The 15377-nt window shown below is 66.2% G+C and carries 15 protein-coding genes; 6 read left to right on the top strand and 9 right to left on the bottom strand.

From position 1 onward, the window contains the following. Positions 1 to 15: 15 nt before the first annotated feature. The 7 genes from B1756_RS11890 to B1756_RS11860 form a co-directional block, all read right to left on the bottom strand. Entirely contained in the window at positions 16 to 996 is a 981-nt protein-coding gene (locus B1756_RS11890; protein WP_086888734.1) for a carbohydrate kinase family protein, read from the bottom strand. A gap of 79 nt (positions 997 to 1075) precedes the next feature. Then, a complete protein-coding gene (locus B1756_RS11885; RefSeq protein ID WP_086888733.1) occupies positions 1076 to 1831 on the bottom strand; it encodes a class I SAM-dependent methyltransferase in 756 nt (251 codons plus the stop codon). A gap of 222 nt (positions 1832 to 2053) precedes the next feature. Further along, positions 2054 to 2971: an HFX_2341 family transcriptional regulator gene (locus tag B1756_RS11880; protein ID WP_086888732.1), complete on the bottom strand. Its 918-nt coding sequence runs from the start codon at positions 2969 to 2971 to the stop codon at positions 2054 to 2056. A gap of 46 nt (positions 2972 to 3017) precedes the next feature. Then, positions 3018 to 5027: a bacterio-opsin activator domain-containing protein gene (locus tag B1756_RS11875; protein WP_086888731.1), complete on the bottom strand. Its 2010-nt coding sequence runs from the start codon at positions 5025 to 5027 to the stop codon at positions 3018 to 3020. Positions 5028 to 5128: 101 nt separating this feature from the next. Continuing rightward, entirely contained in the window at positions 5129 to 5731 is a 603-nt protein-coding gene (locus tag B1756_RS11870) for a DUF6517 family protein (RefSeq protein WP_086888730.1), read from the bottom strand. Between the two features lie 79 nt (positions 5732 to 5810). Next, positions 5811 to 7280, bottom strand: coding sequence for a sodium:solute symporter family protein (locus tag B1756_RS11865; protein ID WP_086888729.1), 1470 nt, complete (start codon positions 7278 to 7280; stop codon positions 5811 to 5813). Continuing rightward, complete coding sequence (locus B1756_RS11860; protein ID WP_086888728.1) at positions 7277 to 7543, bottom strand: DUF3311 domain-containing protein; 267 nt, start codon at positions 7541 to 7543, stop codon at positions 7277 to 7279. The genes B1756_RS11865 and B1756_RS11860 overlap by 4 nt, the downstream gene beginning before the upstream one ends. 173 nt (positions 7544 to 7716) lie before the next feature. On the opposite strand from B1756_RS11860, the gene B1756_RS11855 reads away from it, so the two are divergent. From B1756_RS11855 to B1756_RS11845, 3 genes are all read left to right on the top strand, one after another. Next, complete coding sequence (locus tag B1756_RS11855; protein WP_086888727.1) at positions 7717 to 8598, top strand: ArsR/SmtB family transcription factor; 882 nt, start codon at positions 7717 to 7719, stop codon at positions 8596 to 8598. A gap of 177 nt (positions 8599 to 8775) precedes the next feature. Beyond that, a complete protein-coding gene (dnaG, locus tag B1756_RS11850) occupies positions 8776 to 10131 on the top strand; it encodes a DNA primase DnaG (protein ID WP_086888726.1) in 1356 nt (451 codons plus the stop codon). Between the two features lie 106 nt (positions 10132 to 10237). Next, the gene (locus B1756_RS11845; protein WP_086888725.1) at positions 10238 to 10510 is read left to right on the top strand and encodes a hypothetical protein; all 273 of its coding nucleotides are present in this window, start codon (positions 10238 to 10240) and stop codon (positions 10508 to 10510) included. On the opposite strand, the gene B1756_RS11840 is transcribed toward B1756_RS11845, so the two are convergent. Beyond that, positions 10507 to 11841: a DUF92 domain-containing protein gene (locus tag B1756_RS11840; RefSeq protein ID WP_086888724.1), complete on the bottom strand. Its 1335-nt coding sequence runs from the start codon at positions 11839 to 11841 to the stop codon at positions 10507 to 10509. The two genes, B1756_RS11845 and B1756_RS11840, sit on opposite strands and share 4 nt — an antisense overlap. A gap of 203 nt (positions 11842 to 12044) precedes the next feature. Between B1756_RS11840 and B1756_RS11835 the strand changes: the two genes are divergently transcribed. Together B1756_RS11835 and B1756_RS11830 are read left to right on the top strand one after the other, a co-directional pair. Beyond that, entirely contained in the window at positions 12045 to 12650 is a 606-nt protein-coding gene (locus B1756_RS11835) for an undecaprenyl diphosphate synthase family protein (protein ID WP_086888723.1), read from the top strand. A 97-nt stretch (positions 12651 to 12747) separates the two neighbouring features. Then, on the top strand, positions 12748 to 13599 hold the full coding sequence (locus B1756_RS11830; protein WP_228434348.1) for a hypothetical protein: 852 nt from the start codon (positions 12748 to 12750) through the stop codon (positions 13597 to 13599). Between the two features lie 65 nt (positions 13600 to 13664). Here the strand turns inward: B1756_RS11830 and uppS are convergent, their stop codons facing one another. Next, positions 13665 to 14603, bottom strand: a complete 939-nt coding sequence (gene uppS, locus B1756_RS11825; RefSeq protein ID WP_086888722.1) for a polyprenyl diphosphate synthase — start codon at positions 14601 to 14603, stop codon at positions 13665 to 13667. Between the two features lie 188 nt (positions 14604 to 14791). Here uppS and B1756_RS11820 point away from each other — a divergent pair, with 188 nt between their 5' ends. Continuing rightward, entirely contained in the window at positions 14792 to 15196 is a 405-nt protein-coding gene (locus B1756_RS11820) for a DUF5778 family protein (protein ID WP_086888721.1), read from the top strand. Positions 15197 to 15377 lie beyond the last annotated feature (181 nt).

Below are 15377 nucleotides of genomic sequence, written 5' to 3'. Positions count from 1 at the left end.
CCGGAGAGCGTTCGGTCATGAGTCCTGCGTGCCGGTGTCTCGTCGCTGCTGCAATTCGTCCCGTACCAGACGGGCGATCCGTTTCTCGCTGACCATCCCGCCACGTGCGCCCGGTTCGGTACAGTTGTACCCTGCCCCAGCAGTCGCGAACTCTGCTGCGGACTGGAGTGAATCGCCCTCGAGTAGCCACCGATGGAGCAATCCAGCGACGAACGCATCGCCTGCCCCCGTCGTATCGACGACGTCGACGTCGAGTGCAGGAACGTCGACGACCGCGCTGTCTGGCTCGTCGGTCCAGAGCAGGGCACCGTCTTCACCCTGCGTAAGAGCACCTCGACGAACGCCACGGTGACGCAACCGTTCGACTGCATCCCTGCCATCAGTTCCCAGGTACGACCGGATCGACGCCTCGTTTGCGACGAACAGGGACACCTCCGACAGCAGTCCGTCGACCGTTTCCCGGCTGGTGGCCCGGCCAGCGAGCGCGTCGAGCGGGCTCGCCAGATCGAACGCCAGTCGGATCGTTCCCTCGGCGGCGAGCCTCGAGACCGTCCTGGTAACGTCGTCCGGACAGAATCCGTTTGCGAAGACGACGTCGGCAGACCGGAGGTACGACACGTCGTCGTCGGTCAGTCGCAGGGCACTGGCAGCGCCGCTTCTGGTGACGATCGTTCGTTCGCCGTCAGGGTCCCGAAAGACCATACAGTACGTCGATCGTTCGTCGTCACTCCGACGGAGTCGATCGATTTCGACGCCTTCCTCGTGGAGGTCGGACGTGACCATCTCCGCGATGTCGTCGTTACCGAGGCGGGCGACGATGCCGCTTGTGTGGCCGAGCCGTGAAACCGCAACCGCGACGTTTGCGGCGACCCCGCCAAAGGCGACCGATTCTTCACGGACGAACGCCCCGGCATCCGGTCTCGGCAAGTTCGAGACCAGATACTGTTCGTCGAGCAGTGCACTGCCCACCGAAACGATCGCCGGTGAACCTGTCATAACTGCCAGATAGACGTGGTGGCTCGTAACTATGAGACGACTATTCTGACGAACGGTTCGAATACAGCACTCGCTCTGGCTACTCCTCTCGAAAACGAGACCGCTCTTCTCGTCGGGCGTACAGCCGAATACACCCCGATTCGCCGATCAGCAAGCGTCTCGGTATCGAACGCTGCTTTTTCTTCTCGATTTCTTCGGCCACGATCGTCGTTCCCGACCGGCTGAGCAACGACGTCAGTTCGTCGCGTGTATAAAAGGAGACGAGCAATCCGGGTGCTGCCTGTTCGTCGATCCGTGCGGCGATTCGGGCGAAGTACTTGAGCCCGTAGAAGATCAGGTGAGACGTCAGCGTCTCGGGACCAACAGGGCTGTGATAGTAGATGTCTTTCACGATGAGGTATCCCCCCGGCTTCAGCAGGTTCGCGGCCTCGACGAGGACGGCCTGTGCCGTCCCTTTCGACGCCGATCGGGTCCCGCCGACGAGATGGTGGAGAACGTCGCCGATCACGACGAAGTCGAACGTCTCCGGCTGGAACGGGAGCGGAAGATCCGTCGCCGACCCCTGAATGTACTCTGCCCGACCATCGTTCCCATCGGGCAACATCGATGCCGAAATGTCGATCCCATACCCTTCCGTCACGTCCGTCGATTCGAGCGCGTACTCGAGCAACAGCCCGTCACCGCAGCCGATCTCGAGGAGCCAGTCGCCTTCGGTACAATTCGGGTCGATGAATCCGTCCACGATCGTCGACGACTCGATTTCGTCGATGCCGACGTCGCGGGTGTAGCTATCCGATCGGTCGTCGAAGTACTGGCCGACTGACTGTCCATCCATGGTGGTGGCTCCCACGACGAAGGGCACACCGTTGACTAATGTTCAGCAACACTGACCTATGACGGTCGTACCACCGGCACGACGAGACGCCACTCAGAGTGCACCGAGAAGCCGATCGACGGGCCTGACCGCGGGTGTCCGGTCGACTCCTGGGGCCCGGAACACGTCGTCTGTTCCGAGTCGATCGGGCCCGAACACCAGGATAGACTACTGGTCGCGTGTTCAGTCGCTATCCGAGTGGGCCCGGACCCAGAGTTCGCCGATCCGAGACAGCCGCGTTCGGTAGGACTTGCCGTGTTCCTCGCGCTCGATGTATCCCTTGCCCCCGGGGCCGAGGCGGTCGACGTTGTAGATGACCTTCGAGCGGAAGCTGTCCGTATACTCCTCGTTGAGTTCGCGGGCAAGCGATTCCGCGAGTTCCGAGACCGAGTCGAACTCGCCGTCCTCGCCGAGTTTGTAGAGGATCAGCTCCTCGAAGGGCTTGACGTTCGAGAACGAGGCGACCGGCAACTCGACGATGTGGTCACCGTCGATCTCCTTCGCGCCGATCGTCGTCCCGCGCTCGTCGAACTCCGCGAGCAGGTCGCGGGCGCTCTCGAGTCGGTCGTCGATCCGATCGCGGTCGACGGTCGCTTCGACGCAGCCGTCGGCCGCCCAGCCGGCTGCCAGATCCTCGAGCAGGGCGATTCCCGCCCGGAGTTCCTCGGCGAGTTCGGTCTCCAGATACTTCTCGGGAGCGGTGTAGTAGGTGTGGATGGCCTCGCGATCTTCCTGTCGTTCGACCATCAGGGAGTGAGCGGCGTTGGCGAACGCGAAGCTGACGGTCCGGGGCATCGCGGCGACGTTGACCCAGACCTCGTTGCCGTCGTCGAGTTCGTCGGTGATCAGGTCGTACGCCTGCTCGAACGCCTCGTCGTAATCGTAGACGTCTTCGAGGACGAACCGGTCGGTCTCGGCACCCAGCAGGTTCCGAAAGTCCGTCTCGAGTTTCCGTGAGAGGTTTCGGGAGTACTCGACGTTGGCCTCGCTCCCGACGGCGCCCTCGAGGAGGATGACGCTGTCGACGTCGATCTGATCGCGGACCAGCGGCGCAATCAGCCGGTCGTAGTCGAATCCGACCGGGACGATGTGGGTCTGCATACGTAGACCAGCGAGGCAGTACGTATAAAAATCACCAGACTCGTCGTCACTCCTCGAGTCGCTCTCCCTCGTCGAACAGTGCGTCGAGGAGCTTCCGCTGGGCCGTCCGGAGGTGTTCGTGGAAGGTCGCGGGCGTGACGTCGAGAGTTTCTGCAACCTCCTCGCCCGAGGTAGTTCGGGGCCACTCGAAGTACCCCGTCGCGTAGGCCATCTCGAGTGCCGTCCGCTGGCGGGGCGTGAGGTCCGCGGTCAGCCGATCGACCAGTTTCGCGATCGATTCCCGCGTCAGGTTACGCTGGCGGCGCGCGAGGGTCCGGGTGCCGGGATAGACCGACTCGATTTCGGCGACGAGCGCGCGAACGTCCGTCCCCGGTGGCAGGAGGATCGTCGTGATGTAATCGCCGTCGTGGATGGCCGCCGCGTCGACGTACCCGCCGTAGGCCTCGATGACCGAGAACATCGGTGGCGCAGTGATCTCGAGTTCGAACGTCAGCTGGTCGCCCGACTCTTCGAGTACCGTGACGTCGTCCCAGTGGGGGACGCAGTCGACCAGTTCCTCGACTTCCGGGTAGGTTTCCGGTGACGTCGAGCCGTACTCGAGGTACTGGTCGTCGCCGATCCGGACGACCCGGTCGAACTGGACGATCCGGTCAGCCATCGACGGACCGTCGAACATCGCCGTCGCGTCGTCGATGACGAGTTCGAGTTCGATTACGGTCTCGCCGAGCAAGACGCGCCGACGCTCCTGGGCTGCGATGGCGTGTCCGAGGAGTTCACCGAGCTGGGAGACGACGGCGCGCTCTTCGTCGGAGAACGCGTTCGGCCGGGCGCTCGTGACACCGAGGACGCCGTACAGCACGCCGCCGTGGACGATCGGGATCACTGCCGCGGAGGCATAGCCACGCTCCCTGGCGTCGTCGTGCCACGGTCGAAACGTCGGATCCTCGAGGACGTCGTTGGTGACCTGAACCTCGAGGGTTCGAATCGCCCGGCCGATCGGTCCTCGTCCCGACGGGTCGTCGGCGTCGATCGAGAGCGGGATCGACTCGAGATAGCCGTCGACGCCCGCCTCGACGCGGGTCGTGACGACGTTCGAATCGACGTCGGCGACGAACGCGAACTCGTAGGACGGCGAGTCAGCGAGCGTCTGGCAGGCGACCGTCTCGAGGTCGTCTCGCGTCGAGCCGTTGACGATCGCCGCGTTGATCTCACGAACGACCCCGTTGACGTGATTGAGCGCGGCCAGTCGCTGACGTTGCTCCTCGAGTTCCCGCTCGCGTTCGCGTGCGTCCGTGACGTCCCGCAGGACTGCCAGATGCGTCCCGGGGACCACGTTCGCGACGGCGTTGTACTCGACGACCCGTTCGGTTCCATCGGCCAGCGCGAGCCGACGGATATCTCGCCGTCGCCCGGTCTCGAGGAAGTCCCGCCACTCCTCGCGTATATCGCACTCGTCGTCGGCGACGAACTCGACGAACGATCGGCCGCGCAGTTCCGATCGCTCGAGTCCGAACAGTTCGCACGCGGCTGGATTTGCTTCGGTGATCGACCGGTGGTCACCGAGCACGATCGCGTCGTGGGCGGCCTCGAAGATCACCCGGAGCGTGTCGTCTTCTGCGACCCGTCGCTCGCGGTCGTTACGCTCGGTGACGTCGCGAACCTCGACGGTCACGCCCGTCGCTGACGGCCACAGTCTGGCCTCGAGCCACGAGTCGGACGCCTCGTGGTATCGATCGACCGTCAGGGGCGACCGGCGCTCACGCTCGAGCGCTCGGTGGTGGGCCTCGTCGAACAGCGACGGCGGTGAGCAACCACCTCGAGTCGCGTCGTTGGGGCGAGCGCAACCGGCGGCGAGCCCGAACAGCGCTCGAGCAGCGTCGTTGGCGTACGTCACGTTCAGGTCGTCGTCGAAGGCGTAGACGGGGTCGCCGATCCGGTCGAGCACCGCCAGCGCAGGCGGCCGCTGTCGATCCGATTCGTCGAGTGACCGATCTGAAACGCGCTCGTCCGGAGTCGACGAGGCGTCTCGTTCGATCGGTGACCACTCCTCGCACATTATCGGGCACACTGCCCCGACGAGAATAAGGGTGGCGGGTAATCTGGCATTTCTCGCCGCGACGTTACTGGACGACGACAGGACGCCTCGCGCGACCGCCGTTACTCCGCCGGCGACCCGCCGGGCGCGTCTCCACCGACCGATCGAACGAGCCGGGCGATTCGGTCCCGATCGCGTTCCGGATCGACGGGCCGGTCGTCGACGGCCTCGAGCGGGTGGGTCCCGCCGACGACGCCGAAACTCGAGTCGGTGGGCCAGACGACGACGTGGGCCTCGGCGGTGAGCGAGTCTGCGTCTGCTGGTGTCTCGTCGGCGACGAGTGGATAGGTCGCCTCCAGGACGTGCCACTTGCCGGGCTCACCGGAGGGGGTCTCGAAGGCGATGGTGTCCCGGACGCCGTCGACGGTCACGCCGCGTTCCTCGACGACGTCGACGAAGCGGGTTTTCGCCTGGGACGTGGCGACCGAGAGGAGGCCGGTCGGTTCGAGGCCGATGGTCGAGAGCGACGGCGAGACGGAGAGATCGGTGACGAACAGCGATCGAAGCGGCAGCGACGCCTCGACCGGCGTGGTCGCAGGGGGCTCGACCGGTTCGTAGACGGTCGTCTCGGCGGTGATCGAGACGGCGACGATCGAGCGTTCGTCCGTCAGGGTCGCCACCGGCCGCCACGCGTCGGCGAGGTCGGCCGGGAGAGGATCGGTCATCGGTGCCCACTTCGACGGATGTGCGTATCGGTCTGGCGGTTGGGTTCGTCAGTGTGATTCGGTTCGTCGCCAGACGTGCTCAATCGGCTCGCAGCCCCTCGAAGTAGATCGACCGGCGTTCCTCGGCGGCCGGAGCGGTGACCAGCGAGACGCCGACCGTAACGAGGAGCCCGACACCCATCCCGACGAGGCCGGCGGACCAGCCCGCGTAGGTCGCTGGAACGACGGCGACGAACAGACTCGAGAGGTAGAACACCTGGCTCGCGAGGATTCCCGCGGTGATCCCGGCTCGAGTGGTCCCGCGCCAGTAGAGGGCGGCGATCACGGGCAGGGCGAGCTGGGCGAAGCCACTGAAGGCGGCGTCGCCGAGTTCGAACAGCGTCGCGGGGTTCCAGAGGCTCGCGAGAAACGCACCGGTAGCGAACACCACGACGCCGACGCGGGCGAGGAGGTCTTCCCGACGCTCCGTCAGGTCGGCGTTCACGTACGGCCGGTAGAGGTCCCGTGTGAAGTACGACGACCCCGACAGCAGCATCGAGTCCGACGAAGACATCATCGCGGCCATCGCACCCGCGATGACGAGGGCGGCGAACCACGCGGGGCTGAACTCTGCGAGCATCGCCGGCAGGACGTTCCCGCCTTCCGGAACGGTCACGTCGAGCCCGCGAGCCCACGCACCGAGCAGGAACGAGGGGACGAACAGCAACACACAGAGGATCGGCCAGAGGGCGAACGAGCGCTTGAAGACGGTTCGCGAGCCCGCCGCGAAGAATCGCTGGTTGACCTGCGGGAACATCGCCACGCCGAAGCCGATCACGATCGCCGTCGACAGCATCCACTGGGGCGTGTAGAAGTCACTGCCGAGGGCGAGGTGGCCGGCGGCTTCGGCCTCGAGTGCCGCCGTGGCCGCCGTCGGCCCGTCGACGATCGCGAGAATCCACAGGAGGGCGACCCAGGTCGTCACGAGCATGAACGCCCCCTGCAGGGTGTCGGTCCAGGCGATGCCCCGCATCCCGGCGACGACGACGTAGAGGATCATGAACGCGGTGATCAGGCCTGCGCCGAGCGCGTAGGGGACCGCGCCCTCGGTCAGCGCCTCGAGCGCGGTGCCGGCCCCGACCTGCTGGAGCATCACGTACGGAAAGAGCCAGACGAGGCTGACGCCGGCGACCAGTCCCCGAAGACCGCGGGAGCCAAAGCGGTCGCCGAGCATCTCGCCGAGGGTAACGTAGTCGCGCTGGCGGCCGAGCAACCACTGTTTGTAGCCGATCACGTACCAGAGGATCGCGAAGATGATGCCGTCCATCAGGCCCATGACGAGGATCCACTCCGGTCCGTGCTGGTAGGCCATGTTCGGCCCGGCGAAGAAGGTGAACGCCGACAACAGGGTCGCGAAGGTCGTAAACAGCAAGACGACGGTCCCGAAGGTGCGACTCGCGAGGTAGAAGTCCTCTGCGGTCCGTTCGGCCACGCGGTAGGCGAGTAACCCGACCAGCAGGGCCACCACGAGATAGCCGACGATGATCGCCAGCTGGAGCGTGAGCGTCACCGACCGTCACCCCCGGCGTCCGTCCGCGGGTCGGTCCCGTCAGGAGACGTCCGGGACGCGTCTGGTTCGATGCCGATCCCCCAGCCCCGCCGGGTGAATACCCAGAAGACCACGGAGGCGAGCACCATCCACCCGACGTGCCACCACAGCCACAGCGGCAGACCCACCACGGTCGTCGCATCCCCCCACAGGAACCACGGAATCGCGAGCACCGAGAGGACGACCGCGACCACGAGCCAGCCCCACACCTCGAGCCGTTGCATGCGCGGGGCTGGGGAACCGACCGGAGTAAGGCTTTTCTTTCGACGGGGGACCGCTCGAGTCGTGTCGATGGCCCCGATCGGTTCGCAGGCTGCCGGTTTCGGTAGGTGAAACAGACGTTTCAGGTAAGACAAAACGTATACCCCTCGGCAGGCGAATGCAAGCAACCGACGATATGGCCCGCCTGTTTCCCTTCCGCTCTGAGACGCCCGCCCAGGAGGGGCCACCACGCGTGGTCGATCTCGAGGGCGAGGACGCCGACGCCGTCTTCAGCGCGCTCTCCTCGACGACCGCCCGGGAAATTTACGCCAGACTCGACGAAGAGCCCGGGACGCCCAGCGACGTCGCGGAGGCCATCGACTCCTCGATACAGAACGTCCGCTACCACCTCGAAAAGCTCGAGGACGCGGGACTGGTCGAGGTCGTCGACACCTGGTACTCCTCGCGTGGCAACGAGATGAGCGTTTACGCGACGACGAACGGGCCGCTGATCGTCACCAGTGACGAGTCGACGGGTGCCCAGTTGAAACGGGCCATCTCACGGCTCATCGGCGCGATCGGTGCACTCGCTGGCGGCAGTTTGCTCGTCCAGTACGGTGCCACCCAGTGGTTCGACGCCGCTGGATCGGGAGTGACCGAGGACGCCGCGCCTGCCCCAGCGGGCGACGAATACGAGAGGGCTACCGACGCCCCGGACGAGCCTGACGAACCAGCGGCCGACGACGCTGGCGTCACTGCATTCGACGAAGACGTCGCCGACGACGCACCCGAAGACGACGTCGCCGCCGCCGATGCAGCACCGATGGACGAAGCCGTCGAGGAAGACGCCCCGGCCGACGAGCCTGTCGCGGAACCGGACGACGAAGCGCTCGATGCGGACGCTCCGGCCGACGACGTGGAACCAGAAGGTGTCGTCGACGGCGGTCTCGAACTCGTCGAGTCGTTCTTCTCGCTTTCCTCTCCCGGGATGGTGTTCTTCCTCGGGGGACTGGCCGTTCTGCTCGGCCTGTCTGTCTACTGGTATCTGGCGGTCTACAGGGAGCAGGCGGCCGTCTGATCGACGGCAGTTCGATTCGTGGGCGAGCACGACCCGGAACGGTCGAACGCTGTCGATCCGACACTCCGACGGATCTGGCGGGTCAACAGCTATTTCCCTTCCACGGCCGTACCTTTCGGTAACCGGATCGCCCCCGCGCATCCCCCCGTCACCGGTCGCGCCGGTGACAGATCCCCCATGGAAGACACCTCGAAATACCTCATTCACGCGAACGTCACGGCTGACGGGGTCGTCGAGCGGAGCGACGTCGTCGGCGCCATCTTCGGGCAAACCGAAGGCCTCCTCGGCGACGAACTCGACCTCCGTGACCTCCGTCAGTCCCAGAAGGTCGGTCGCATCGACGTCGAAATCGCGAGCAGCAAGGGCCAGTCGACCGGCGAGGTCACCATCGCAACCAGCCTCGACAAGGTCGAGACCGCCACGCTCGCTGCCTCCCTCGAGACGATTACCCGCGTCGGTCCCTGCCGGGCCGACCTCGAGGTGGCAGAGATCGAAGACGTCAGGGCCGCAAAGCGCAAGGAAGTCGTCGAACGCGCCAAGGAACTGCTTCGGACCGGCTTCGACGACACGGTCATGTCCTCCGACGAAATCCTCGCAGAGGTTCGCGAGCACGTTCGCGTCGAGGACGTCACCGAGTACGAGGGACTTCCTGCGGGACCGCGGGTGACCGACAGCGACGCGATCATCGTCGTCGAGGGACGATCGGACGTCCTCACGCTGCTCAAGTACGGTATCAAGAACGCCATCGCCGTCGAGGGGACGAACGTCCCCGACGCCGTCGCCGAACTCACCCGTCACCGCACCGTCACCGCGTTCCTCGACGGCGACCGCGGCGGTGACCTCATCCTGGAGGAACTCTCACAGGTCGGGGACGTCGACTACGTGGCGTTCGCTCCCGCCGGCGACTCCGTCGAGGAACTCGACCACCACGAACTGTTCGCCGCGCTCCGGAACAAGGTCCCTTACGACACCGTTGCCAGTCTGAACGAACCGCGAGAGGCGATCGCGGCCACCGACGGCAGCGCCACGCCGGCTCCCGCCCCCTCCCCCGGCGCGAACACGTCGGGACCGCGAGCCCGCTCGATCGAGGGAGTCGAGAACGGCTCGAGCCCGGCAACCGGTTCGGAGGCTGTCGAGCCGTCAGATGCGGATACGGTCGAGGTCGAAGAGCCCGCGTCGGCGGGTGACCTCGAGACCGACGACGCAACGGACCGCGAGCCAGAGACCGTCTACGAGCACGCCAGCGACGTCATCCGAGAGGGAACGGATCGCGTCCGGTTTCTCGACGCCGACGCGGACGTGATCGACGAGACCGGCGCTGCCGCCGTCACCGACACGCTCGAGGAACTCGCGGAGCCGCCCGTGACGATCGTCCTCGACGGAATCGCGAGCCAGCAACTGGTCGACGTGGCCGCCGACCGTGGCGTCGAGCGGATCGTCGCCCGCTCGCTCGGGCAGTTCACGAAGCGACCGACCGACGTCCGGGTGCACGCGATCACCGACGTCGCGGCGGAGCCGCCAAACGGCGAGTAGTCGGGACCGATTGGACACAACAATTCTCCGGTATAGAGCCTCGAGCGATCCGCTCGGACCGGATCGACCGTAGCGTTCATACGTACCCAGCACGGACGGCCTCGTGATGACCCCTCCCCCGTCGGCCGCACTGTTCCTCCTCGGCGTCTGGGTAGTCGTTCTCTTCGCGGCGACGAACGTCGCCGCGTTCCACCAGCGCCGAACCACGGACGTGAGCGAGATTCGAACCCCCGTCGGTGCCGGGGACGACAGTCCGCGAGACGATACCCGGGCAGCGGGCGGGGCCAGAGCGAATCGAGCGGGCCGTACGGAGACCGACGCACACGATGGAGACGCGTCGAGCGGACGCGAGACCGTCCGCATCGTCGCGGACGATTAGCCGAGAACAGCGAACGAGAGGACCAGCAGCGCACAGACGATCGCACCGGAGAGCGTCGCGAGGAAGTTCACGCCCTGATTGCCGAGCACCGATCCCTCGAGGGTCGCCCCGAGGAGGCTGTCGACGGTCATCCCGACGAAGCCGGCGACGACGATGATGGCCGCGCCGAGTGCCTCGACTTCCGGGAACAGAACCAGCGAGATAGCGGCGACGACGGCCGCCCCGAGGAGCCCGGCGATCTCACCCTGCCACGTAATCCCGCCGTCGGTCCCCGGCTCGACGGGTTCGAAGGTGGTGATCAGCCGGGGACGGTCGTAGATGCTCCCGATCTCACTCGAGAGCGTGTCGCTCATCGCAGTGGCGATCGAGCCCGTGAAGGCAAAGAGGAACAGCTCCGCCTCGAGGCCAGCGGGTAGCAGCGAGACCGAACTGGCGGCGTAGCCGAGGACGGCAGCGAGCGCGACGGCGGCGTTCCCGAGGACGTTGCCGCTGCCGCGGGCACCGTCGTTGTCTTCTGCGACGCCGAGTTCCTCCTTGCGGTCGTAGCGGAACTTCGTCGAGAGGCCGCCGATCGCGAAGAACGCGATGAGGACGACGAACCAGCCGTAGCCGCCGAGGACGATCGTCACGAGTCCGAGGAGGACGCCGGTGAGCATCCCGGCGATCGAGGCCGTCTCGAGCGCGTAGGAGACGTAGCCGAGCGCGATGGTGACCGCGAGGGCAACGGCGATCTCGACGGCACCGAGGGCTGGCTCGAGTTCCGAGAGCAACCAGAGGAGGACGCCGACCGAGAGCATGACGATGGGGTCGTCGTACAGCAAGAGGATGTCCCGGAGCAGCGCCGCGAGGAGGGCGCCGCTGGCGGCGAGAAAGAGCGCCGACGGGAGCATCGGCTCGATTGCCGCCCCCTCGATCCACCAGGTGATCGACTGGGCGGCGACGGCGGCGACGGCCGCGGCGAGCGTGAAGACGGTCGCCTGGAGGACCTCGCCGTCCGGGCGTCGGCTGCGGACCAGTTGCTCGGCGAGGTTACCGTAGGCGACCAGGAAGACGGTGCCAACGAAGATGGCGACCGACATCGAGGAGGCGACAGCGACGAGTCCGAGGGCGACGGCCGCGAGGACGAAGGTGAGGAGACCGTAGAGGCGGCCGTCCTCGTAGTCGCCGGGATACGCGAGGACGTCGAACAGCGGCCCGTCGGTGACGACGAACGCACCCGCGAGGACGAGTCCCGCGAGTGCGACGCCGACCGACGGGCCGAACAGCGGAACGGCGAGCGAGAGCGTCCCGAGTACCGCGAAGACGGTGGCTCGCCGAACGGGTCGTGTCACGATACGGGTCCCTTTCTGTGGCGATTACTTGAAGGTTCCCGAACCTCGGCCGTGGCCGCAAACGGGACAGAACGGCTCTCTCGAGCAAGTTTCACGCCTGACGAGGTCACCGGAGACTGGGCCGGGAAGGGTCGCGCCGTGAGGACCTCCGGCGCTCGAGAGCTCTCGAAACCGGTATAGGGTCAGCTATCGAACCAGTTCGCGTGGGACTCTACGAACGGTACCTCGCCCTCCGCATCCGTCGCCACGAGGCCGAGCCACCCGAACACGTCGCGCTCGTCATCACCGAACGCGACCTGCTCGAGCGCGGTGCCTACGAGACGCTCACCGACTTCTTCGAGTGGGCCGTCGAGTACGCAGACCGGGTGACCGTCTACGTGAGCGTCCTCGATGCCGGTGCCGTCCCTGCCCTGCGGCGGGAACTCGAGTCGATCGATGCCCCCCGGGAGATTGCCGTTCGCGGCCCGGACGACCGGACGCAGGCCGACGCGCCGATCCGGATCGGGATCGGCCTCGGTGGGAAACACGAGTTCACCGCCGCCGTACAGACGCTGGCCGAACGCGTCGACGAGGGTCACCTCGAGGCGGCGGCGATCGACGACCAGCAGGTCGAAGAACACCTCGTCTTCCCTGCCGAGCCCGATTTGGTCATCAAGACTGGGGCCGAGCGCCTCTCGGATTTCATGATCTGGCAGTCGGTCTACTCGGAACTTTACTTCACCGACGTCAACTGGCGGGACTTCCGCAAGCGTGACTTCCTGCGGGCCGTCCGGGAGTACTGCAATCGCTCGCGGCGGTTTGGCCGGTGACCGCGTTTCGAATATCCGTCGGGCCACCCGGCACCCGCAAGGAAACGCCGACCAGCCCACGGGCCGTCCCCCTCCGGAGATGGCGCGTGTGTGCGCGGTGTGGACTGGAAGTTCCGTCCTCCTCGAGTCTGGCCCCGACCTCACCAGTGCGGTGACGCTCACGTCGTTGATCGGCCAGACTGTCACGGCCACGACTGCGATCGGAACCGACTCGATACTCGTCCCCGTTCTCGTGTTCGTCGTCGCGTTCGCACACCTCCTCCCGGACCACGTCCCCGTCTCGAGTGGGGTTTCCGAGGACGCCGCGCTCTCTGCGACCGGCGGCGTCTCCGTCGTCTACGCGTTCGTCCACCTCTTTCCAGAACTCGACGAGCGACGGACCGCCATCGAGGGGGTACACGTGAGCGCCGGGATCGTCGACTGGACGCTCGCGGCCCACCACGTCTACGCCATCGCCTTCCTCGGGCTGGCGCTGTTCTACGGCCTCGAGCGCCTCGCGCAAGTGGCGGAGACACTCGAGGGCGAACTGGGGTCTGCCGCGCCACACGTCGAACCCGTCTTCTGGGTGCACGTCGGCGGATTCGCCGTCTACAACGCCTTCATCGGTTACGCGCTGGTGGGCGGCGAGACCGGAGCGGACAACGTGACTCTCTTCGCCGTCGCGATGGCCGTCCACCTCTACGGCAACGACAGGGCGCTCGAGGGACGCCATCGAGCAGCCTATCAGGAGGTCGGTCGGTGGGTGCTCACCGCGTCGGTGTTCGTCGGTGCGGCCGTCGCAAGCGTCACCGCGCTCAATCCAGCCACCGTTGCCGTGTTGCTGGCGCTCCTGACCGGCGGCATCGTCTTCAACGCGATCAAAGACGAACTCCCGCGAACCCGCGAGAGTCGGTTCTGGCCGTTCGTCGCCGGTTCGGCGGGCTACGGCGTGTTGCTACTCGTCCTGTGATCGAGTCGATCAGCCGTCCGTTTCGAACGTAACCCACCGCATGCCGGCCTCGCTCGCCAGTACGATCAGTCGGCGACGGGTTCGGTCCCCTCGAGTTCCGGTTCCCGGAGGTCTTCCTCCGTGGGACGCTCGGCAGAGGGCAGGGAATCCCGGAAGCGCTCGACGACCGACCGGGCCTCGGGCAGGTCGCTCTCGCCGAGAGCACCGAGTAAGGCGAGTGCCCGGCGGGCGCGAGTGCGACGCCAGGACTCCTCGCGGTGTTCGTAGGTGCGGACGGCCCTGAGGAAGTCCGCTTTGGAGAACTCCGGCCAGTAGGGCGTACAGAAGAAGACCGCGGCCTCGTTGCCGTTGGCGTGCCACGGGAGGAAGTTCGAGGTTCGCTCGTCGCCCCCGGTCCGGATGATCAGGTCCACGTCGCGGACCGGCTGTTCGTAGAGGCGATTCTCGATGGTCTCGACGTCGATCGCCGCGGGCTCGAGGTCGCCGGCGTCGACGTCGGCGGCGACGCCACGGGCGGCCTCGAGCAACTGGGTGCGGCCGCCGTAGGCCAGCGCGACGTTGAGCACGAACTGGTCGTACTGTCCGGTCCGTCGGTCGGCGTAGTCGATGGCCGCCTGAACGCGGTCCGGGAGGCGCTCGACGTCGCCGATGGCCCGGATGCGGACCTCGTTTTCGTGGACACGGTCGGCGTCGGCGAACTCCCGGAGCTTCTCACAGAGGAGGTCGAACAGCTGTTCGCGCTCCTCGGGCGGCCGTTCGAAGTTCTCGGTCGAGAAGGCGTACAGGGTCAGCTCCTCGACGCCGACTTCCTGGCACCACTCGAGGACCCGTTCGGTCGTCTTCGCGCCCGCGCGGTGGCCCTCGTGGGCGTCGCCGCCCCGCCGGCGCGCGTAACGCCGGTTGCCGTCCTGAATCACCGCGACGTGGGTCGGTGCACCGGAAATCTCCCTCGAGAGCACCCGCTCGTAGATCGCGTCGACGTGCCGACGGAGCCAGCGATTCATCGCTCGAACGGACGAAACGAACGGCTATGTGTTTTGCGCTTGACTCTCTGTGCGTGATACTCGTCAACACACCAATGCGTTTCAGCGATCGAGAGTGACTCTCGAGAGTCGGGGACGCGATTGCCGGGGTCCGATCGGCGCGCCGGGAATCGTGACCGCTATGAGTGCGGGCCGACTCGTCTCGGGCAATGGCCGACGTTATCGACCACGACCTCTACCAGCGGACGAAAGCGTTGCTCGAGCCGGGGGAAATCCAGCTCAACGGGGTGATCGTCCACACCGAGTACGACGGAAGCGAGGACGTCCAGATGATGCAGGCGACGATCGACGTCGGCGACATCGTGGCCGAACACTCCGGACACGATCCGAAAGACTGCTTCGTCTATTCGGGCAACGACGACCCGGACTTCTCGTCGAACCAGCATCAGGGACTGACCCTCGAGGACGAGGAGTTCGTCTGGGAGTGTCAGCAACTCCTCCGGGAGGGGGCGTTCCACATCGTGATGTACTACGAGGCGAGCGCCGACCACGAGGCGATCCTCGAGGAAATTCGCGACCTCGGCTTCGAGGTCACGGGCGTCGAGGGAGACTGAGACTCGAGCGAAGCGACGAGTTGGTGACTGGCCGCCCTGGGGCGGGTCGTCACGCCGGGCGCGAGCGGGTATCGGGTGTGGCCGTTCCCACGCGGACAGAATGGGCCGAGTTCCTTTTATCTCACCGGCCCTAGGCCAGACGAAAGCAGTCGGATCGATACAGTCGAACTCACCGACCACA

Source organism: Natrarchaeobaculum aegyptiacum (genome assembly GCF_002156705.1).
Classification (GTDB): Archaea; Halobacteriota; Halobacteria; order Halobacteriales; family Natrialbaceae; genus Natrarchaeobaculum; species Natrarchaeobaculum aegyptiacum.
This window is presented reverse-complemented; position numbering and strand designations above follow the sequence as displayed.

Coding starts and splice junctions, on each gene's coding strand:
- B1756_RS11875 (WP_086888731.1), bottom strand. CDS start 5,027: ATGTGCGAGGAGTGGTCACCGATCGAACGAGACGCCTCGTCGACTCCG.
- B1756_RS11880 (WP_086888732.1), bottom strand. CDS start 2,971: ATGCAGACCCACATCGTCCCGGTCGGATTCGACTACGACCGGCTGATT.
- B1756_RS11885 (WP_086888733.1), bottom strand. CDS start 1,831: ATGGATGGACAGTCAGTCGGCCAGTACTTCGACGACCGATCGGATAGC.
- dnaG (WP_086888726.1), top strand. CDS start 8,776: ATGGAAGACACCTCGAAATACCTCATTCACGCGAACGTCACGGCTGAC.
- B1756_RS11855 (WP_086888727.1), top strand. CDS start 7,717: ATGGCCCGCCTGTTTCCCTTCCGCTCTGAGACGCCCGCCCAGGAGGGG.
- B1756_RS11845 (WP_086888725.1), top strand. CDS start 10,238: ATGACCCCTCCCCCGTCGGCCGCACTGTTCCTCCTCGGCGTCTGGGTA.
- B1756_RS11860 (WP_086888728.1), bottom strand. CDS start 7,543: ATGCAACGGCTCGAGGTGTGGGGCTGGCTCGTGGTCGCGGTCGTCCTC.
- B1756_RS11890 (WP_086888734.1), bottom strand. CDS start 996: ATGACAGGTTCACCGGCGATCGTTTCGGTGGGCAGTGCACTGCTCGAC.
- uppS (WP_086888722.1), bottom strand. CDS start 14,603: ATGAATCGCTGGCTCCGTCGGCACGTCGACGCGATCTACGAGCGGGTG.
- B1756_RS11820 (WP_086888721.1), top strand. CDS start 14,792: ATGGCCGACGTTATCGACCACGACCTCTACCAGCGGACGAAAGCGTTG.
- B1756_RS11870 (WP_086888730.1), bottom strand. CDS start 5,731: ATGACCGATCCTCTCCCGGCCGACCTCGCCGACGCGTGGCGGCCGGTG.